Origin of the sequence: Bacillus sp. JUb11 (genome assembly GCF_024807925.1) — a bacterium.
Classification (GTDB): domain Bacteria; phylum Bacillota; class Bacilli; order Bacillales; family Bacillaceae; genus Bacillus; species Bacillus altitudinis.
In genome coordinates, this window is sequence record NZ_JANUEZ010000009.1 from 1 (window position 1) to 19184 (window position 19184).

At 42.0% G+C, this 19184-nt stretch carries 20 protein-coding genes; 12 read left to right on the forward strand and 8 right to left on the reverse strand.

Annotation, left to right across the window (positions count from 1 at the left end; genetic code table 11):
- The 6 genes from M2369_RS16160 to M2369_RS16185 form a co-directional block, all read left to right on the forward strand.
- Nucleotides 1–1089: exosporium glycoprotein BclB-related protein (locus M2369_RS16160; RefSeq protein WP_310504000.1), on the forward strand; the 1089-nt coding region annotated here is incomplete at its 5' end.
- Nucleotides 1090–1230: 141 nt separating this feature from the next.
- Nucleotides 1231–2826 carry a sensor histidine kinase gene (locus tag M2369_RS16165; RefSeq protein WP_159145494.1) on the forward strand — a complete coding sequence of 532 codons (1596 nt, stop codon included), beginning with the start codon at nt 1231–1233 and terminating at the stop codon, nt 2824–2826.
- Nucleotides 2827–2829: 3 nt separating this feature from the next.
- Nucleotides 2830–3528, forward strand: a complete 699-nt coding sequence (locus M2369_RS16170) for a response regulator (protein ID WP_041506621.1) — start codon at nt 2830–2832, stop codon at nt 3526–3528.
- Nucleotides 3529–3530: 2 nt separating this feature from the next.
- Nucleotides 3531–4508 (forward strand): tripartite tricarboxylate transporter substrate-binding protein, encoded by a 978-nt coding sequence (locus M2369_RS16175; RefSeq protein WP_259254957.1) that lies wholly within the window; start codon nt 3531–3533, stop codon nt 4506–4508.
- A gap of 191 nt (nt 4509–4699) precedes the next feature.
- Nucleotides 4700–5998 (forward strand): Mg(2+)/citrate complex secondary transporter CitM, encoded by a 1299-nt coding sequence (citM, locus tag M2369_RS16180; protein WP_024719341.1) that lies wholly within the window; start codon nt 4700–4702, stop codon nt 5996–5998.
- Between the two features lie 181 nt (nt 5999–6179).
- Nucleotides 6180–7820 (forward strand): M14 family metallopeptidase, encoded by a 1641-nt coding sequence (locus tag M2369_RS16185; protein WP_259254961.1) that lies wholly within the window; start codon nt 6180–6182, stop codon nt 7818–7820.
- Nucleotides 7821–7883: 63 nt separating this feature from the next.
- Here the strand turns inward: M2369_RS16185 and M2369_RS16190 are convergent, their stop codons facing one another.
- Nucleotides 7884–8369: a phenolic acid decarboxylase gene (locus M2369_RS16190; RefSeq protein ID WP_008341777.1), complete on the reverse strand. Its 486-nt coding sequence runs from the start codon at nt 8367–8369 to the stop codon at nt 7884–7886.
- Nucleotides 8370–8482: 113 nt separating this feature from the next.
- On the opposite strand from M2369_RS16190, the gene M2369_RS16195 reads away from it, so the two are divergent.
- From M2369_RS16195 to M2369_RS16205, 3 genes are all read left to right on the forward strand, one after another.
- Nucleotides 8483–9040 (forward strand): PadR family transcriptional regulator, encoded by a 558-nt coding sequence (locus tag M2369_RS16195; protein WP_259254968.1) that lies wholly within the window; start codon nt 8483–8485, stop codon nt 9038–9040.
- A 104-nt stretch (nt 9041–9144) separates the two neighbouring features.
- The gene (locus M2369_RS16200; RefSeq protein WP_024719345.1) at nt 9145–10251 is read left to right on the forward strand and encodes a nitric oxide synthase oxygenase; all 1107 of its coding nucleotides are present in this window, start codon (nt 9145–9147) and stop codon (nt 10249–10251) included.
- Between the two features lie 100 nt (nt 10252–10351).
- The gene (locus M2369_RS16205) at nt 10352–10777 is read left to right on the forward strand and encodes a hypothetical protein (RefSeq protein ID WP_058336535.1); all 426 of its coding nucleotides are present in this window, start codon (nt 10352–10354) and stop codon (nt 10775–10777) included.
- Nucleotides 10778–10791: 14 nt separating this feature from the next.
- On the opposite strand, the gene M2369_RS16210 is transcribed toward M2369_RS16205, so the two are convergent.
- On the reverse strand, nt 10792–11064 hold the full coding sequence (locus M2369_RS16210) for an acylphosphatase (protein ID WP_058336534.1): 273 nt from the start codon (nt 11062–11064) through the stop codon (nt 10792–10794).
- A gap of 123 nt (nt 11065–11187) precedes the next feature.
- Between M2369_RS16210 and M2369_RS16215 the strand changes: the two genes are divergently transcribed.
- Complete coding sequence (locus tag M2369_RS16215; RefSeq protein WP_045034466.1) at nt 11188–11838, forward strand: MOSC domain-containing protein; 651 nt, start codon at nt 11188–11190, stop codon at nt 11836–11838.
- 41 nt (nt 11839–11879) lie between these two features.
- Here the strand turns inward: M2369_RS16215 and M2369_RS16220 are convergent, their stop codons facing one another.
- The 3 genes from M2369_RS16220 to map all read right to left on the reverse strand — a co-directional run bounded on the left by M2369_RS16220 (nt 11880) and on the right by map (nt 13186).
- Nucleotides 11880–12017 carry a YflJ family protein gene (locus M2369_RS16220; protein ID WP_008341771.1) on the reverse strand — a complete coding sequence of 46 codons (138 nt, stop codon included), beginning with the start codon at nt 12015–12017 and terminating at the stop codon, nt 11880–11882.
- Between the two features lie 134 nt (nt 12018–12151).
- Nucleotides 12152–12313, reverse strand: a complete 162-nt coding sequence (locus tag M2369_RS16225; protein WP_008341770.1) for a hypothetical protein — start codon at nt 12311–12313, stop codon at nt 12152–12154.
- A gap of 123 nt (nt 12314–12436) precedes the next feature.
- Nucleotides 12437–13186, reverse strand: a complete 750-nt coding sequence (gene map, locus M2369_RS16230) for a type I methionyl aminopeptidase (protein WP_008341769.1) — start codon at nt 13184–13186, stop codon at nt 12437–12439.
- Nucleotides 13187–13376: 190 nt separating this feature from the next.
- Between map and nagE the strand changes: the two genes are divergently transcribed.
- The gene (nagE, locus tag M2369_RS16235) at nt 13377–14741 is read left to right on the forward strand and encodes an N-acetylglucosamine-specific PTS transporter subunit IIBC (RefSeq protein ID WP_041506612.1); all 1365 of its coding nucleotides are present in this window, start codon (nt 13377–13379) and stop codon (nt 14739–14741) included.
- A gap of 18 nt (nt 14742–14759) precedes the next feature.
- Here the strand turns inward: nagE and M2369_RS16240 are convergent, their stop codons facing one another.
- Nucleotides 14760–15518, reverse strand: a complete 759-nt coding sequence (locus M2369_RS16240; RefSeq protein ID WP_041506611.1) for a DUF817 domain-containing protein — start codon at nt 15516–15518, stop codon at nt 14760–14762.
- 194 nt (nt 15519–15712) lie between these two features.
- Between M2369_RS16240 and M2369_RS16245 the strand changes: the two genes are divergently transcribed.
- Nucleotides 15713–16216 carry a DoxX family protein gene (locus tag M2369_RS16245; protein WP_017366814.1) on the forward strand — a complete coding sequence of 168 codons (504 nt, stop codon included), beginning with the start codon at nt 15713–15715 and terminating at the stop codon, nt 16214–16216.
- 42 nt (nt 16217–16258) lie between these two features.
- On the opposite strand, the gene M2369_RS16250 is transcribed toward M2369_RS16245, so the two are convergent.
- Both M2369_RS16250 and ltaS read right to left on the reverse strand, forming a co-directional pair.
- Complete coding sequence (locus M2369_RS16250; protein ID WP_041506610.1) at nt 16259–16846, reverse strand: YjgB family protein; 588 nt, start codon at nt 16844–16846, stop codon at nt 16259–16261.
- A gap of 102 nt (nt 16847–16948) precedes the next feature.
- Complete coding sequence (gene ltaS, locus M2369_RS16255) at nt 16949–18931, reverse strand: lipoteichoic acid synthase (protein ID WP_041506609.1); 1983 nt, start codon at nt 18929–18931, stop codon at nt 16949–16951.
- Nucleotides 18932–19184: the final 253 nt, after the last annotated feature.

Below are 19184 nucleotides of genomic sequence, written 5' to 3' on the forward strand. Positions count from 1 at the left end.
CCAGATTATACGTTATTGGCAGCCGCAGGTGTGACAGGCGCAACGGGAGATACAGGAGCGACCGGAGTAACCGGAGCCACGGGTGCAACGGGAGATACAGGAGCGACCGGAGTAACCGGAGCCACAGGTGCAACGGGAGATACGGGAGCAACCGGAGTAGGGTTAGCTGGTATTTTGGCATTTGACCCAGCAACAGCTCCAACCTATCCAGTAGGTCAAGTGGTGACATATGAAGGTGGAACTTATGTCGTAAATACAGCACCACCAACCGGCACACCAGATACGTCTCCAGATTATACGTTATTGGCAGCCGCAGGTGTGACAGGCGCCACGGGAGATACAGGAGCGACCGGAGTAACCGGAGCCACGGGTGCAACGGGAGAGACGGGAGCGACCGGAGTAACCGGAGCCACAGGAGCCACTGGAGTAACCGGAGCTACAGGTGTAACGGGAGAGACGGGAGCGACCGGAGTAACCGGAGCCACAGGTGTAACAGGAGATACGGGTGCAACAGGGGCTACAGGAACAGGTGCCACGGGAGCAACCGGTGCAACAGGGGCTACAGGTGCGACAGGATCAAGTGCGATTATTCCATTTGCATCTGGTACGCCAGCTGTTTTAACCACAATCGCAGGCGGTCTAGTTGGAACATCTAGCTTGGTCGGATTCGGTAACTCGGCGACAGGTGTCAGTATTGTAGGAGGAATCATTGATTTAACCGGAGCAGCAGGAACATTGTTAAACATGGCATTCTCCGTTCCAAGAGCAGGAACCATTACTTCATTTGCCGGCTATTTTAGCACGACAGCAGCCCTTTCTTTAGTTGGCACGAGTATTACTGTAACTGCTAGTCTGTTTGCTTCACCGACACCAAATAACAGCTTCACTCAAGTAGCGAGCGTCACATTGGCTCCAGCGTTAACCGGGATTTTAACGCTAGGGGCTATTACAAACGGCATCGCTACTGCTTTAAATGTACCAGTCACACCAGAAACAAGATTGCTTGTCGTATTCTCGGCAACAGCTACTGGTCTTTCCTTAGTGAATACTGTAGCAGGCTATGCAAGTGCTGGTTTATCCATCACGTAATAGGCACACAGGGATGACTCAATACTGAGTCATCCTTTTTTGTCTGTGTGAATTTTCTCTTAACTTCATGAGAAAAAATGATATGATTTTCTTAGAGTCTATTCGGGTGAATCTACTGAATTAGGGGTTGTGGCGGTGAGGATGGGCAAAAGGAAAGTCACTTTACAAACAAAAATTTTGGGATTAATTATTGGTCTTTTACTTGTTGTTATTGCCTTATTGACCATTTGTTTTGGTTTTTTGCAGACATCAGAAAGGCAGAGCCAAGCTGAACAGCTGGCGGTGCAAACTGCTAGAACGATATCTTATATGCCGCCTATTAAAACATCGGTGGCCACGGGAGATTCGCAAAATGAAGAACAGGCTGTGCTTGAGCAAATGAAAGAGCAAGTAAGAGCGCATGCCATTTTTATCACCAATCAAAAAGGAAAGGTTCTTTTTCATACGAATCATGAGGATGTAGGAAAAACCATCAGTGTGTCGGAAGGAAGAAGTACACTGCTATTTGGAGGAACTTCCATATCAACGGGTGATTCTGATGGTGAAACCGTTGTCAGAGGAAGTGCTCCGATCATGAAAGAAACTGGCAGTTATGAAGAGATTATTGGGACAGTCAGTGTCGAATTTTTAAAAAGAGATATCGATCAAGCGACAGCTCATCAACTCTTCAAATTAAGTTATATTGCCCTTCTTGTTTTGCTGCCTGGGGTTTTTGGAGCGATTTTTTTAACAAGGAGTATTCGAAAAGATATATTAGGGCTTGAACCGCATGAAATTGCTTCATTATATCGAGAAAGAGAAGCGATGCTGCATGCGATTAAAGAGGGAATCATTGCATTTGACCGTAAAGGTGTCATTACGATGATGAATACGTCAGCTGAACAGATGCTGCGCGTCTCTTCAACGCTGCCTCTTCATATTGATCAAGTGTTGCCAAATGCCAATCTTCTTTCCTATCTAAAGGTAGAGATGATTGAACCTAACATAGAATCAGTCGTCAATGATAAAACCTTCGTGCTAAATGTCAAAAAAGTGGTGCAGGACAATCGAGTATTTGGAGGAATTGTGAGCTTCAGGGAGAAAACCGAGCTGACAAAGCTGTTGGATACATTGACAGAGGTCAGTCAATATTCAGAAGACCTTAGAGCACAAACACATGAATTTTCGAATAAGCTGTACGCTATTTTAGGCTTGCTTGAGTTGAAACAAGTGGATGAAGCCATTGAGTTAATTAAAGAAGAGTATACACTTCAAAATCGCCAGCATGACTTACTCATGAAGCAAATTCGCTCTCCGAAGATTCAAGCCATTTTACTTGGGAAGTTAGGAAAGGCATCTGAGAAAAAGGTTCATTTTCACATTGATGAAAATAGTTCATTGGAGCCGCTCCCAGCCCATTTAAGTTTATCTCACTTTATTACCATCATTGGCAATCTCGTAGACAATGCGTTTGAGGCTGTATTGAATAAAGAGAAAAGAGAAGTCAGCTTGTTCATCACAGATATTGGATTTGATATTATCATAGAGGTATCTGATTCAGGGGACGGTGTAGATGAAGGAGCCATTTCACAACTTTTCACAAGAGGACATTCATCAAAGGGAGAAGGGCGAGGTTATGGACTTGCCAATGTCAAAGAAGTGCTAGATGAACTTGGGGGCTGGATTGAAGTTGCGAACCAAAAAGAAGGCGGTGCCATCTTCACTGTTTACATACCGAAAGGCACAAAGGGGGAATAGGTTGTGATAAAGGTACTCATTGCGGAAGATGATTTTCGAATCGCTGCGATTCATGAATCTTATATACAAAAGGTACAAGGCTTTCAAGTGGCCGGCAAGGCAAAGAGTGCAAAGGATCTGTGGGAGGCACTTCAAAAAGAACAAGTGGATCTCATTTTACTTGATGTCTACATGCCTGATGAGCTCGGCACGAACCTTTTGCCGCTGTTAAGAGAGCGCCATCCTGAAGTGGATGTGATCATTATCACGGCTGCAACGGAAACGATGCTGTTAAGAGACGCACTGCATTATGGAGTCGTTCATTATTTAATCAAACCAGTGACCGCACAAAAATTCACGCAGGTTTTAACCGAATATAAAGAGAAGAGAGAGTTAATCAATTCAAAAGATGAAGTCAATCAAACGATGATTGATCTGTTTTTTGGTCAAATACAGGAAGAATCGCAGCAAAAGGATGAGCGAGACTTGCCAACAGGCATTAATTCATTGACTTTGGACAAGGTGAAAACATTCATGGCAGCAGAGATGAACGGAATTACAGCGGAAGAACTCGGAGAAAAAATGGGCGCATCACGCACAACAGCAAGACGATACGTAGAGTATCTTGTGACAACGGGAGAATGCCGGGCAGAGCTGGCGTATGGAATCATTGGTAGACCAGAACGAAAATATTATCCCGCCAAAAAACAAACGGAGTCATAAAAATGAAAAAAGGAATACTCTTACTCATTTTGGTCTGCCTTTGTACAACGCTCACCTTTAATGAAAAAACAGCAAAAGATTCTTTCCTGAAGCACAGCCCATTATATATTGTGGTATCAGGTGTACCTGATGGCGGATTTGACCAAACAGCTCAAGTGATGAAAACCGTACTAGAACAAGAAAAGCTGGTGAAGGAGCCTGTGCATATTCTTTATCAAAGAGGCGGAACGGTTGATAAAGGATGGACCTATATGATGGAGCGAGATGCCAATTATATTAGTTTAAATTCAAGCTTATTATTAAGCCGTAATTTGCTGGGCAGCAGTAACGTGACCATGAATGATGTCACCCCGCTCGCTATTCTTGCGGAAGAGTGGCAGGTAGTCGCAGTGCCAGTTGATTCTCCTTTCTCAGATGGAAAGGAGCTATTACACGCATTAAAAAAGAAACCAGATTCCTTAAAAATTGGGTTTGCCCCGGACTTTGGAAATGATGATCAAATCTCATTCGCACGGGCTGCCGAAATGGCAGGAATTGATCCGTACCGCATTCAGTTTTTAAAATTTGATAGTGCAGATGATTTATTCCAAGCGCTCATTGACCATGAGGTAGATGCGGCAACCACGACCATTACAGAGGTTCGTCATGATTATGAAAAGAAAAGGCTGAAGCTTGTTGCGACCACAACGAATCAGCGTTTAGAAGGATTCAAAGACGTGCCCACTTGGAAAGAACAGGGGATTCCGCTCATTTTCTCTCATTGGCGTGGTGTGATGGGACCAAAGCAAATGAATCAGCACGACATTCGAGCATGGGATCAGCTTCTTCAAAAAATGACGCAAACGAAGTCATGGAAAAATCAGTTAAAACAAAAAGGCTGGACAAGCCGTTATATGAACAATAAAGAAGCAAAGGTCTTTATGGAAGATCAATTAAGGCGATATGAGCAATTTATACAAGGAGAACAAGCGGTCAAATGAGACCGCTTTTTTTCATGGAAGCAACAAAGAACAACAATTGCACAAAATGAACAAAAAGCATTTATCGACCAAAAAAGAATTAAAATTCATAATATTTACTTCAATTCAGGCGTCAGATATCATGACAGAAAGGGTTGGAAATGGGATACCAACATTTAATGAAAGCGTATACAACATAAGGGGTGAACAAAATGTTAGCGATCTTAGGATTTCTTATGATGGTTGTATTTATGGTTTTAATTATGACGAAACGTATGTCTGTTCTAACGGCATTGGTATTAACACCGATTGCATTTGCTCTTATTGCAGGTTTTCATTTTACAGAAATTTCAGACATGATTGTCAAAGGTGTACAGCAAGTTGCACCAACGGCGGTCATGATCATGTTTGCCATTTTGTACTTCGGGATTATGATTGATGCAGGTTTATTTGATCCGATGGTGGCAAAAATTTTAAACATCGTCAAAGGCGATCCATTAAAAATTGTTGTCGGAACAGCTGTCCTGACGATGCTTGTCGCACTTGACGGTGATGGAACCACAACGTACATGATTACAACAACAGCCATGCTTCCGTTATTTACACTGCTTGGCATTCGTCCGATTATTTTAGCGGGTATCGCCGGAGTCGGCATGGGGATTATGAATACGATTCCATGGGGAGGGGCAACACCTAGAGCGGCAAGTGCACTTGGCGTTGATCCATCACTTTTATTTGGCCCGATGATTCCAGTCATTGGCGCAGGGGTTTTGAGCATGATTGTGGTGGCATACTTTCTTGGGAAGTCTGAAAGAAAACGTCTTGGTGTTATTGAGCTCGAACAGCCGATTCATGCCAATGAAATGGCAGCGGCTCTGCAAGATGATATTAAGCGACCGAAACTTTGGTGGTTTAACCTGACACTGACTTTGCTATTGGTTCTCTTGCTTGTGTCAGGAAAAGTAAGCTTAACGGTTCTGTTTGTTCTTGCCTTCTGTGTTGCCATTATCGTGAACTATCCGAATTTAGAGCAGCAGCGTGAGCGGATTGCGGCTCATTCAACAAATGTTTTGGCGATTGCTTCGATGATTTTTGCGGCAGGTGTTTTTACAGGCATCTTAACTGGGACGAAAATGGTTGATGAAATGGCGATTTCGATTGTTTCAGCTATTCCAGAGCAGCTTGGCGGGTTTATTCCAGTCATTGTCGCGCTAACAAGCGGGATCTTCACTTTCTTTATGCCGAATGATGCATACTTTTATGGGGTACTGCCGATCCTATCAGAAACAGCGGCAGCATACGGTGTCGATAAAATTGAGATTGCGAGAGCATCTATCATTGGTCAGCCGATTCACATGTTAAGCCCACTTGTTCCATCGACTCATTTACTTGTTGGACTCGTTGGGGTATCACTAGATCAGCATCAGAAATTTGGCATGAAATGGGCGGTTCTTGCAGTCGTCGCCATGACAGTGATGGCGGTTCTCATTGGGGCCATTTCGATCTGGTAATGAGAAGAGTGTCTGCTGCTCATGCAGGCGCTCTTTTTTAGGTCCTATTGCAGGGCAAGCTCCATTCATTTGCCCTATATAAAGCCATACATGATTCCTCCAAAAGATATATTTTTGAAAAATGCTGACACTTTTGCTGTTTTTTTCTTTATAATGCAAATCAACGAAGGGAGAGGATAGCATGTCCAAACAGAAAAGTACCATTCTTTTTGCTGCTGTATGCCTCATGGCAGGAAGTTTGTCGATGGTGACCCCAGCTTCAGCGAATGCAGAGACCCCTTATTATGGAAAAAGCTATGAGCAGCCAGCCTCGGTTCAAAAACTGTATCCTGAGCCTGACGAAACGTTTGATACCCCTGCTTTTCAGAAAAAAGGAAAAGCATTTACCACACAAGAAGAGCTTCAAGATTTTTTACGTGACATTGTCAGTAAAAGTCCTTACGCCACGCAGAAACAGATTGGAACATCCATTGAAGGCAGGTCCATTCCAGCCCTCTATTTTACAAAGGATCGTCACATCTCTCCACTGTCAAAAAAGCCAACGATCTGGCTTCAAGCACAAATACATGGAAATGAACCAGCCTCCGGTGAATCTGCCCTTGTCATCGCCAAACGACTAGCAGGTGATGAAGGAGAGCGCATACTGAGCCATGTCAACGTCATCATTGTCCCAAGAATCAACCCAGATGGTTCTTATGCATTTGACCGCAGGCTTGCAAACGGAATGGATGGCAACCGTGACCACATGACACTAGAATCTCCAGAGCTGACAGCCCTTCATCAAGAATTTAATCGCTATGCGCCAGAGGTCGTCATTGATGCCCATGAATATGATGTCGGTCAAAAGCAGTTTGAAGATATCGGTGCATCAGGTGCTCTCAAGTATCACGATTTGCTGATATTATCCGGTAAGAATTTGAACATTCCTGAAAGCATTCGTTTCACGTCAAATGAATTGTACGTCAACGGAGTACGTGAAACATTGACGAATAAAGGATTTTCCAACGATTTATATTATACAAACACAAGAGGGAAGGACGGAAAGATCGACCTTTATGAAGGCGGAACCGATGCACGAATTGGCCGAAATGCCCTGGCGCTTTCACCAGCTTTATCATTTCTTGTAGAAAGTAGGGGGATTGGAATTGGTAGAGAGGACTTTACTCGGCGTGTGGCAGCACAAGTCACCACTCATGAAAAAATCATTGAGACAACAGTGAAGCATGCTAAGCAGGTGAAGCAACAAATGGTGACGGAGCGGCTGAAACTTGTGAAAAAAGGTCTTCAATCAAACGATGATGATCAAGTAGTCATTCAAGATGCTTTCAAGGCGCCTGTGAACGATTCACTTGAAATGGTGGATATTGAGAAAGGACAAACCACCAATGTCCCAGTGCGTTTTCATAGTGCAAGTGATGCGGTTCCTGTATTGACAAGAGAACGGCCAACAGCTTATCTCATTCTCCCTGGACATGAAGGGGTAGATCGAAAACTTAGAACTTTAGGACTGAAAAGTGTGACTTTGCCAGTTGGCATGAAAGTGCCAGTTCAAGCCTATCAGGTGACAAAACGAGTGGAAACAAGCAAAACAGATATTCAGCTTGAAACGAGACTCGTTGAAAAGAAACGTCAACTGCCAAAAGGAACAAAGGTATATGTGACTGCACAGCCAGAGACCAATTTGTTGTCACTTGCCCTTGAACCAGAATCAAAAGACAGCTATATGTCATCAGGTTTTATTGCATCAAAAGTAGGCGATGAACTACCAGTTTACCGATTCTTGTTATCTCAAAAGACGTTAGGTATAAATAAAAAGGACTAAAATCAAGTTCATTTTAGTCCTTTGTCAACCACCCTAGAAGCGGCACAGTGCGTGCCGCTTTTTCTATTTTCGTCCAGCTCTGATCTCATCGGTCATGCCTTCATACGGTGCTTCTGCGATAATCGTTTCATCGTTTACCCCAGCATGGTGGATGTACGTAATGTCTGCGAATTCTGGTACGACATACTTCGGATAGGTTTCATATTTTTCACGGGATTCTTTCATGAGGTCGATATAGTCATTTTGATAGCAAACGGTGATATCTGGACGTTCATGCACCCATTTTGGGAAGAAAATGACGCCATGCATGCGTTTTTCCTCAGGCATAAAGTTTAAAGACACGTCTGTCCCAGTCGGTTCCGTCCAGGAAACTTTGTATACCCCTTTTGTCAGTTTCACAATATTCACTTCTTGATCACGAACCCAGCGGCCTCCAACCATTCCGCTATGAATGCGGTAATCAATGGTGTGATCATTTTTAATGTAAATCTCATATTCCCAGCCATTTTCATACGTATAAATCATATGAAGTCCAACGAATTGATCCATGTTTATTCCTTCTTTCAATTAAAATGATGTTGTTTCAAACATGTCATGATTTACATGTTTATTTTAGGGTGTATGGTATACTATTGTCAAATAATATGCGTTGGAGGCATGTCATGAGAGTACTGAAATATGCCATTCTTGGCTTACTAGATCAGCGTGAGCTGACGGGATACGATATGAAGAAAGACTTTGAAGATTCCCTTGGACAGTTTTGGAGTGCGAAGCATAGTCAAATATACCCTGAATTAAAGCGGCTAACAGAAGAGGGTTTTATTGAATTTGATATTCACATACAAGGAAAGAAGCTGGAGAAGAAGGTTTATCAAATCACTGATGCAGGAAAAAGAGAACTGCATGAGTGGTTAAGGAAAAAAGGCCCGATTCCAGACACAACAAAAGATGAATTTATGTTAAAAACGTTCTTTATCTCATCTATGGATCAAAAAGAAGCGGCCGATCTCTTCTCACATCAGCTGCTGGAGCGAACAAAGAAAGTAGAGATGCTTGAACAGAAACTGAACGTTTTAACAGAAGAAGATCCATCTGCCCAATCACTGCATTCAACACAATTCGGGCATTATTTAGTGCTGACAAGAGCAATTGAAAGGGAAAAAGGGTATGTTCGCTGGCTCCAAAAGACCCTTGAAGTCATTGATTCATCCATTGTCTAAGGACAATCGTCGCACGATATGATCAAAAATGGTTTGAAACAAGTGAATTTATCAATAGAAACCGCTACAATGGATATATTCGTATTAAAGTGAGGCGAGTATGTTTGAGTAACCAAGAAGCGTTGTGGAATGAAGCAGAAGCTTTTATTTCTGTATGCTATGAAGAATTAGGCAAGTCAAATGAAGAAAAAGCAGCACGTCTGCATGAAATAAAAAAAGAAATTGAGTCTGACGGTATGTATACTCATACGCAGGAAGAATTAGCTCACGGGGCAAAAATGGCATGGCGCAACAGCAACCGGTGCATTGGGCGCTTGTTTTGGTCAACACTGCATGTGCATGACTGCCGGCACGTGACAACAGAAGATGAGGTGAAAGAGGCACTCTTTCATCATATTGAGTATGCGACAAATGGGGGTAAAATCAAACCGTCCATTACCATCTTCCCACCAGAGAATAAGGGACGGAAGGAAGTCGTTATTTATAATCATCAACTCGTTCGTTATGCGGGATATGAGTCGGAATATGGCATCATTGGGGACGAGGCATCACTTGAATTAACCAAGTTGTGTGAAGCGCATGGCTGGAAAGGCGAAGGCACGCATTTTGACCTTCTGCCACTTATGTTTCAGCTAAAAGATCAGCCGCCGGTTCTGTATGATCTTCCGAAAGAGATCGTTCAAGAGGTAGAGATCACTCATCCTGAATATGATGGGTTCGGTGATTTAGGACTGAAATGGTATGCTGTTCCGATTATTGCTGATATGAAATTAGAAATTGGTGGCATTCATTACAATGCGGCACCGTTTAATGGATGGTATATGGGAACAGAAATTGGCGCACGAAATCTAGCTGACGAAAACCGCTACAATATGCTGAAGAAAGTCGCTTCTATTTTAGGACTGGACACGACAAAGAATGCGTCACTTTGGAAGGACAAAGCCATTGTCGAGTTGAATGTGGCGGTTCTTCATTCTTACCGGGAAGCAGGGGTGACCATTGTGGATCATCATACAGCTGCCCATCAGTTCAAACAATTTGAAAAACAGGAAGAAAAGGCTGACCGTAAGCTGACTGGTGATTGGACATGGCTGATTCCGCCAGTATCACCAGCTGCTACGCATATCTTCCATCGTCACTATGACAATACGATCGTGAAACCGAATTATTTTTATCAGGAAAAACCCTACCACGGGACGGAAAGAGCCTAGCGAAAAGCTAGGTTTTTTTGTATGAAATGAGTCTTTTGAATGTTGTTTGATTTGGAAAATGATGGTTTAATGTCGGTGGAATCAAAAAGGGGGAATATAGATGAAAAAAATGACGTTGCTCATATTTTTGGCTGTATTCGGTTTCAACGGATTTCTACCGCTAGGTGATGAGAGAGCTAAAGCAACTACTGGAACAATGGTTCAGAATGTCATTGATTTAAAGGTGACAACCGATCGTTCAACTTATACTTCGCTTCATCCTCAGGTCAACGTCAACATGACCGCAACAACAAATGAAACACTTTATTATACAGCTGCTATTCGAAAACTTACTTTCCCAGTGACACCAGTCTTTACACACGAAGGGTCTATCTCTGGACAAAACGCTTTCGCAGCACCTACTCGTTTATTATTTCCTAACAGTGGATCAGCCAACTATGATGTTCATGTGAGTCTCTACAAAGATGCTTCACGTACAACCTTGATTGGTTATTATGTTGCAAACCCATTTACTGTTGTGAAATAAAGGACACATATCAACTATCCTCTGATCCGAAAGTCTTGATAATGAGCGAACTCGGCGAGCGGCTCCATGTCCAAATGTTTGACTTTTGAAAAAGGACTGCCTTTACGGACGGTCTCTAAAAAGTCAAAAACCTCCTGCTGCTCTCCTTCTACTTTTAACTCCACGTGACCCTCATCTGTGTTGCGTACCCAGCCTTTTATCCCTCGATTGACGGCCTCTCCTTGAACAAAATATCGAAAACCGACTCCTTGCACTCGTCCTTTTACAATAGCGTGATAATGAACCAATGTCATCTCTCCTTTTTTCTCATCGTACCATAACCTGCCTCGTTCCTTCACGTACCGACTATGATTTGACTGTCAAACCATGTAAAATAAAAGGCAATCAGACAATCAAAGGAGATGGCGAGAGTGGGGCAGACAAGGTACGACATCGAAGGAATTCAAGTAGGACAACCTATCACCACCTATGTGAATGGTAAAGAAATCAAAACAGCCATCAACAAAAAGCGTATTCACGAGCCTGTTTATTTGAGTAAGCTCAATTTTGATGGAGATGGCCAGGGTGATTTGGTCCATCACGGAGGTGATGATAAAGCCATTTGCGTCTTTCCATATGATCACTATACTTATTTTGAGCAATTTTTAGGAGTGTCGTTACAGGAGGCAGCTTTCGGTGAGAACGTGACCGTGCATCAGCTTGTAGAGACAGAAGTCCGTATTGGAGATGTATTTCAGTTTGGGGAAGCGATTGTTGAGGTCAGTCAGCCAAGACAGCCGTGTGTGAAGCTCTCTCTTAAGCATGGAAACATGAAGCTTGTGAAGGAAGTGCAGCAAACGGGATATACCGGTTTTTATTTGCGTGTGCTGAAAGAAGGAATGGTCTCTCCTGATGAAGCTCTTGTGTTAGTCGAAAAAGCGCCCCATCCCATCACTGTCCACGAAGTCAATGAAGTTAAATACCGTCAAGTAGATCAAAACAGGCTGAAAGCAGTTCTTGAAGTAGATGCCTTAGCAGATGTGGTCAGGAAGTCTTTAGAAAAACGTGTTCAGCCCATATAAAAAAGCCGTACATCTGATATGGATGTACGGCTTTTCAACATTTAAGAGCTCGTTTTCTTTTGCTCAAGAAGATTTGCAAGGAAATAAGTTTTAAAGCTTTGAAGCTTTCTTCCTTCATGCTTGGTCACACCAAGCTTCTTTAATTCTTCGACATACCAGCCTTTGCTACCATAATGCATGATAGAAAACTCCTTTCAATGGAAACTGCCTGCATTGTAACATCTCAAAAAAGGACGTGAAAAGTGTGCAGGTGTTTAGAAATGAAAACTGATTCTATCTGCCTATGATCCATGTATATGCTGGAAATAATTATTTATGAATTTGGCGGGTTGAGGGTAACAATGATCATGCCGACTGTCATAATCATGATGACAATACCGAGGTAGGTCATCATGGATTGTTTTTTCTTAATACCTACAACCGTTAAAATAATACTTTCAATAAAGAAGATAACACCGATGATGATGAACCACATATCAAATAAGACCCCTTTCGCATATCTTTGCCTATTTTACCACAGGCATTTTTGTTTAGTCGTGACAGATTCGTGAAACGGGCATGAAAAAATCCCCTCCAGTGAAGGAAGGGACCCGCTTGCTTACAGCTTTGTTAAAATAATCGGTTCGTCTTTTGTGATCACAATCGTATGTTCAATCTGTGCGACCAGGCTCTTATCAGGTGTTTTAAATGTCCAGCCGTCATCCGCTTGATAAATCGATTCAGCATTTGTTGAAATAAAAGGTTCAAAGGCGATGACTGTCCCATTCTTAAACAAAGCATTATCGAATGGATCATAATAGTTCAAAATATGGTTAGGTGCTTCATGCAGGCTTTTCCCAATACCGTGTCCTGTCAAGTTCTTAATGACGGTAAATCCTTGTTCTTTCGCTGTATTGTAGACCGCACGGCCAATTTGATTTTGTCTTTTACCGGCTTTCGCGTGCTTTAATCCTTCAAGGAATGCATCCTCTGCACACTGGCATAAAGCTTCAAGACGAGCATCTCCTGTACCTAAAACGAATGAAATCCCAGTATCGGAATAATATCCATCAAGCTCTGCTGAGATATCAATATTAATGAGGTCGCCCTCTTGTAAAATGGTTTTTTCACTTGGAATGCCATGTGCGACTTCATCATTGACACTGATGCAAGTCGTACCGGGGAAATCATATTCTTTTTCAGGAGCTGAATTGGCTCCATGCTCTTCTAATATTTTTTTCCCAATCAAATCTAATTCTTTTGTAGACATGCCTGGTTTCGCTTGGCTTTTCATTTCTTCTCTTGCCAAAGCGACAATTCGGCCGACTTTTTTTAAGGCTTCTAACTCATGATCATGTTTGACAATCACTGTTCATTCCCGCTTTCTATAACTTCATTCTATTCAATAGCTTACCACATTTTACGCCAAAAGAGTAAAGGCTGAGATTCGGGTGAGATGTGGACAAATTGGTATAGATAACTAGATGTGCATATGATATATTTTTTATGAACATCATGAGAGATTTGTTCATGATGATGACGAAGGGGGGAGAAATAAGATGGTGTTTCAGTTTTTTCAAAAGTTAGGAAAATCATTTATGCTTCCAATCGCTGTGCTTCCTGCAGCGGGTATCATTTTGGCTATTGGGCGAGAAGATGTATTCAACATCCCGTTTATTCATGCAGCAGGAAATGCAATTTTTGCGAATTTGGCTTTAATTTTTGCTATGGGTGTAGCGATTGGTATTTCAAAGGACGGTAACGGGGCAGCGGCGTTATCTGGAGCGATCTCTTATTTTATTTTGTCAGCTGGTACCACGTCGATCAATTCGACCAACAATATGGGGGTATTGGGTGGTATTTTGTGCGGACTTTTGGCAGGTTACGTTTACAATAAATTTAAGGACACGAAACTGCCGGAATACCTAGGTTTCTTTAGTGGAAGACGGCTTGTGCCAATTATGACAGCACTTTTTACCATTCTATTAGCAGCCGTTTTTGGATATGTATGGCCTCCAATTCAAAGTGTGATCAATGATTTGGGAGAGTGGATTTTAAGTCTTGGAGCAACGGGTGCCGGGCTGTTTGGCTTCTTTAACCGCTTGCTCATTCCATTAGGACTTCACCATGTGTTGAATAATCTATTTTGGTTTCAATTCGGTGAATTCAGCGGAGCGACAGGTGATTTAGCACGGTTCTTCAAAGGTGATCCAAGTGCAGGTGTCTTTATGACTGGTTTCTTCCCAGTGATGATGTTCGGGCTGCCAGCGGCATGTCTCGCGATGGTTGTGACCGCAAAGCCTGAAAAACGAAAAGCAACAGCCGGTCTTATGATTGGAATGGCACTGACGTCATTTATTACAGGAATCACAGAACCAATTGAATTCTCATTTATGTTTTTATCTCCACTTTTATATGGTGTTCATGCGATATTAACTGGTCTTTCGCTCTTTATTGTCAACACCTTAGGCATTCATAGCGGTTTCGCTTTTTCAGCGGGTGCGATTGATTACGTTTTAAGTTTTGGAATTGCGCAAAAGCCCATTCTGTTACTTGTGGTTGGGGTCATCTATGGCGTGATTTACTTTGTTGTTTTCTATTTCCTGATTAAATTGTTAAAGCTAAAAACACCAGGCAGGGAAGATGATGACATCGAAGATATCCCAGGGGATGATACACATACTGCCGGAGCAAGTATGCTCGTAGAGGGACTAGGCGGCAAAGACAATATCACCACAATTGACCATTGTGCGACCCGTCTTCGTTTAACAGTAGAAGATACCAATTTATTAAATGAAGGTACATTGAAAAAAGCAGGTGCCAAAGGGGTACTGACGTCAGGAAAAACTTCCGTACAAATCATCATTGGAACAAATGTCGAATTTGTCGCCGATGATCTTCGTAAGGAAGTCGCTCAGGACTAAAAAAAGCGTTCAGCCAGATCAAATGGGCTGAACGTTTTTTTGTTTTCGCTGTTCGATCACCAGTACAATGCTGATGACAACAAGTAAAAACCATGAACTGATTTTACCAAGATGGACGAGAGACCAAGCATGCTGCTGATTTGGATATTGCCATGCTCCTAAAAAGGTCGTGACATTTTCGGCCACCCAAATAAAAAAGCCAATCAGCAAAAACGAGATAACAAGCGGCATACGAAAGGTCGATGAACCGACCTGAAAGGACACGGTTGTTTTTCGAAACACAACCACTAGGAGTAATGTCAGCCACCAGCGTAGATCATAAATCCAGTGATGAGTAAAGAAATTGAGATAAATACATAAACTGATCCCCACTGAAAGAAACGGGTGAGGCCACGCATTTACCTTCACGCGAAGGCGAGTCAGTGCCTGATAAATATAGCTTGCCACGCTCGCATACATAAAACCGCTGTAGAGCGGAACCCCAAAAATTTTCGTATAAGCCTCTTCAGGATAGGACCAAGAACCCATATGTACTTTGTAGATTTCTAAGCCTATTCCAATCACATGAAAGAGACAAATGACCCTCAGTTCTATCAGTGTCTCAAGCCGCAGCATCAGCATGAGGAGCTGTGCGATAAGGCAAAGCAGAAGAATAACATCATATCGAGGAAGAAAAGGAATAGACACGATCTTTGATAGGGCAAGCGCTGTAAAGATCATGACGGGGAATAGACATGAAATAGCCTGTAAATAAGCAAAATGAAATAATGTTTTCATACAAAATGTAACCCCTTTTTACTGTCTGAAATAACTTAGACGGAAATAGCAAGGGAAAAGTTTACCTCGACTAGATATTCATGAACAATTTGTGAATATATATGTGAAAAGGATCACAAATGATATTTACATAGTATAATAAGATCATAAAGAAAATGTGAAATATTTCACATAATTTAAAAGGAGGCATCATCATGTTTACAAAATTCTTACAAACGAATGTATGGGCAGCGGTTATCCTTTTGGCAGCAAGACTTTATATCGGATGGACTTGGCTGACATCTGGTATTGGAAAACTAACAGGTGGATTCGATGCATCAGGATATTTGCAATTTGCCATAGCTGAACCTGTTGTGAAAGATGGACATCTTGTTTATCCGTTCTATGTCTGGTTTTTAGAAAATGTCGCGTTGCCAAATGCCGGACTTTTCAGTGTCATGGTCATGTGGGGAGAAATCTTAGTTGGTCTAGGATTAATTGTTGGATTGTTCACAACAACGGCAGCCTTTTTTGGAAGCGTGATGAATGTCTCTTTCTTACTAGCTGGAACCGTCTCTGTTAACCCGCTTCTTCTTCTGATCGCCGTCTTTATCATAGCAGCGAAAGGAAATGCCGGAAAATTTGGTCTTGATTATGTAGCAGGTCCAGTCCTTAAGCGAAAACTGAAAAGAAAGCCACATTTAGAAGTGGCATCATAATAAAGAAAAGCATCCTGAGCAAAAATTCAGGATGCTTTTTATTTAGGAACCGGCTTTGATGAGGTTAATATGCACCACAGTCAGCTCGTGCTGACTGATATCTGGATCATGTCCGACGATAAATTCGAGCTCATAATCACCGGTCTGATAAACGTATTTCTTCTCTTTTGTTTGCGGGATGGTGCTGACTGAATCTGCTGAACCAAGCTGTTTCTTTAATAGGGAAGGAGTCATTCCTCCGATATTCGTTTCTTTTTCTACATTTGTTCCAAAATAACGGATTTCGTTAATCTTGCCTTTTTTGTCATAGTGAAAAGCAAATCCTGGGTTCCCCATCTCAGCATGATACAAATCAAAGCCGCTTTGACCGGTTTCTGGATAAGGCTGTCCTAGTTTATGCCGAACGTCTTTTTTTGTTTGAACCCCTATTTTGAGTCCTTCTGCATAGTATGGCATTTGTCCTTGATGTGCTAGCAGATAAATGCTGTTTAGCGCTGCTTTCGGCCCTTGAGGAATGGACTGTTCTGTCTCCGTTTTGGTCATGGTGTGCGCTGAAATCGCCGGGCTAAAACCGAATAAGGTGGAAGAAGCGAGTGAAGCGGTCACGACAAAAGCTGCTGTTTTTTTCATGATTAATCAATCCCTCCTTCTTCAACTATACCCGGTGCCATGTGGATCAAACGTAAAAAGCCCCAGCTGATCTTGGATCGGCTGGGGCCTTAAATGAGAAAGTTATTTGGAAGACGAGCTGGATTCATCTTTGGCGGAAGAGGAATCTTTTTCATCCTGTACTTTCTTTGTGTAGTCATAATCATTGCGCTCAATTGGTGTAAAGCCTTTAGGTTTGTAGAAACGGAGTAAATCTTCCGTGACAATCTTATCAGATGTCTCTAACATCTTTTTCACCGTTTCGTTTTCTTGTGATGCCTTTTCAGTCGGTTCGATTTTTTCACCTGTTTTGTTGCTGTAATAGTTGTTGCCTACTTTCGTGTAGTCCTTAGACACGAAGTCTCCATTTCTAAATGGCACAAGCTCTTTAAAGTTCTTCGATAAGATATCAGAACCAGACATTAAATAGTTCTTCGTATCATCTCCGAGCAGGTGGAGAAGGGTAGGCGCAACATCCACTTCACCAGAGTATTTATGAATCTGTCCGCCTTTTACGCCTGGCACATGGATAAAGAGCGGCACACGCATAAGCTGGGCATTTTCATAGTCTCCAATTTTTTCGCCAGTCACTTTTTCCATCGCTTCATTATGGTTTTCTGAAATGCCGTAGTGGTCACCGTACATAATGACGACGGTATTGTCATAGAGACCAGATGTCTTCAAGTCATTAAAGAACTGTTCGATGGCTTCATCTAAATAATGAGCAGATTGGAAGTAGTTATCAACGACGGAGTCTCCAAAGTCGCCAGGTTCAAAATCAGTATCACCTTCATCCATACCAAATGGGAAGTGGTTTGACAGCGTAATGAATTTTGAATAAAACGGCTGTTTCAGATTTTCAAGCATTGGCATGGATTCTTTGAAGAACGGTTTGTCTTTCAATCCATAGTTCTTCGTATCTTGTTCATTCATATCGTAGTACTCAGAATCGTAAAATCTGTCATATCCAAAGGACTTAAACATTTCATTTCGGTTCCAGAACGTTTTCGTATTCCCGTGGAATTCTGCGGACGTGTATTGGTCCTTTTTCAAAATGCCAGGAAGCGCCTGATATGTGTTTTGAGCTTTGTTAATAAACACAGAGCCTTGTGATAATGGGAAAAGCCCCGTATCCATCATAAATTCCGCATCAGATGTCTTTCCTTGTCCTGTTTGATGGAAGAAGTTATCAAAATAAAACGTTTTGTTGTCATGGGCTAATGAATTTAGGAAAGGAGTGACCTCTTTTCCATTCACCTTGTAATCAATGACAAAGTTTTGCAGTGATTCAAGAGAAATCGTAATGACGTTCATGCCTTTCGCTTTCCCGTAATAAGCCGGGTTTGGACCAGCGCTGTTCGCCTTAAGGTAATTCTCTACATCTGTTACGTCATTTGAATTTGCCAGGGCACGCTGGCTGTTTGATTTCACATTTTGAATGGCATCAAACACCGTAAAATTATAAGCACCCAAGTATTTGACTAAATAATTGCGGTCAAACGATCTTGATAAAAGCTCTGGGCGATCAATTTCTGCTGCGATTAAGTTGACAACAAAGATCAGAACAGAGGACACAAGAACGAGTCTAAACGATTTTGTTTTTTGAACAGGTACAGTCGCTGTACTTGTTTGCTGCTGTTTTTTCATGCGGACTGCGAGTACGATCAAGATGATGGTATCGAGAAAGTAAAACATATCAGTCCAACGCATGAGTGAAAATGCACTATCACCTAATTGTCCGCCATTCGTTCCTGCCTGCATCACTGTAGGCAGCGTGATAAAGTCATTGAAGAATCGATAGTACACAATGTTTGCGTAAAGTAAAAAAGACATGAAAAAGTGAATCACAATGATAGCGGCAGGCTGCCATTTTTTCTTGAACAATAAAGCAAAGCCAAGAAAGAACAAGCTGGAGCTAATAGGATTCACAAAAAGCAAAATATGCTGAAGCACATTTGATATACCAAGTTTAAATTCGATTAAATAAGCTGTATACGTCTTGAGCCATAACAAGATGGCTGCAATCACAAAGAAGCCGAGGCCCCTTTTTTGAATAAATGTTTTCATTTAAACACTCCTTTTCTCCGTTAAACGGAAGAGGCGGAACGAAAGAAAACGAACCATTAGAATATACCATGAAATGCACAAATAGAAAAGTCATAACCGGTGAGCACCTAAGGCAGCCTGTCCGAGCTAGAGTTGGGAAGACATCGAAAATATTCGATCTCCGAAAAACTTTTTGTGAAATTCATCCTAATAATTACAGAAAATTCTGTATTTTTCCTGTTGCTATATCAATAAAACAGGTAAAAAGACACAA

What these genes read in the sequence shown, in the direction of transcription:
- M2369_RS16220 (WP_008341771.1), bottom strand. Translation starts at nt 12,017, where the DNA reads ATGCATTATGGTAGCAAAGGCTGGTATGTCGAAGAATTAAAGAAGCTT.
- M2369_RS16240 (WP_041506611.1), bottom strand. Translation starts at nt 15,518, where the DNA reads ATGAAAACATTATTTCATTTTGCTTATTTACAGGCTATTTCATGTCTA.
- M2369_RS16190 (WP_008341777.1), bottom strand. Translation starts at nt 8,369, where the DNA reads ATGGATCAATTCGTTGGACTTCATATGATTTATACGTATGAAAATGGC.
- nagE (WP_041506612.1), top strand. Translation starts at nt 13,377, where the DNA reads ATGGTGTTTCAGTTTTTTCAAAAGTTAGGAAAATCATTTATGCTTCCA.
- ltaS (WP_041506609.1), bottom strand. Translation starts at nt 18,931, where the DNA reads ATGAAAACATTTATTCAAAAAAGGGGCCTCGGCTTCTTTGTGATTGCA.
- citM (WP_024719341.1), top strand. Translation starts at nt 4,700, where the DNA reads ATGTTAGCGATCTTAGGATTTCTTATGATGGTTGTATTTATGGTTTTA.
- M2369_RS16165 (WP_159145494.1), top strand. Translation starts at nt 1,231, where the DNA reads ATGGGCAAAAGGAAAGTCACTTTACAAACAAAAATTTTGGGATTAATT.
- M2369_RS16175 (WP_259254957.1), top strand. Translation starts at nt 3,531, where the DNA reads ATGAAAAAAGGAATACTCTTACTCATTTTGGTCTGCCTTTGTACAACG.
- M2369_RS16195 (WP_259254968.1), top strand. Translation starts at nt 8,483, where the DNA reads ATGAGAGTACTGAAATATGCCATTCTTGGCTTACTAGATCAGCGTGAG.
- M2369_RS16185 (WP_259254961.1), top strand. Translation starts at nt 6,180, where the DNA reads ATGTCCAAACAGAAAAGTACCATTCTTTTTGCTGCTGTATGCCTCATG.
- M2369_RS16245 (WP_017366814.1), top strand. Translation starts at nt 15,713, where the DNA reads ATGTTTACAAAATTCTTACAAACGAATGTATGGGCAGCGGTTATCCTT.
- M2369_RS16205 (WP_058336535.1), top strand. Translation starts at nt 10,352, where the DNA reads ATGAAAAAAATGACGTTGCTCATATTTTTGGCTGTATTCGGTTTCAAC.
- M2369_RS16225 (WP_008341770.1), bottom strand. Translation starts at nt 12,313, where the DNA reads ATGTGGTTCATCATCATCGGTGTTATCTTCTTTATTGAAAGTATTATT.
- M2369_RS16250 (WP_041506610.1), bottom strand. Translation starts at nt 16,846, where the DNA reads ATGAAAAAAACAGCAGCTTTTGTCGTGACCGCTTCACTCGCTTCTTCC.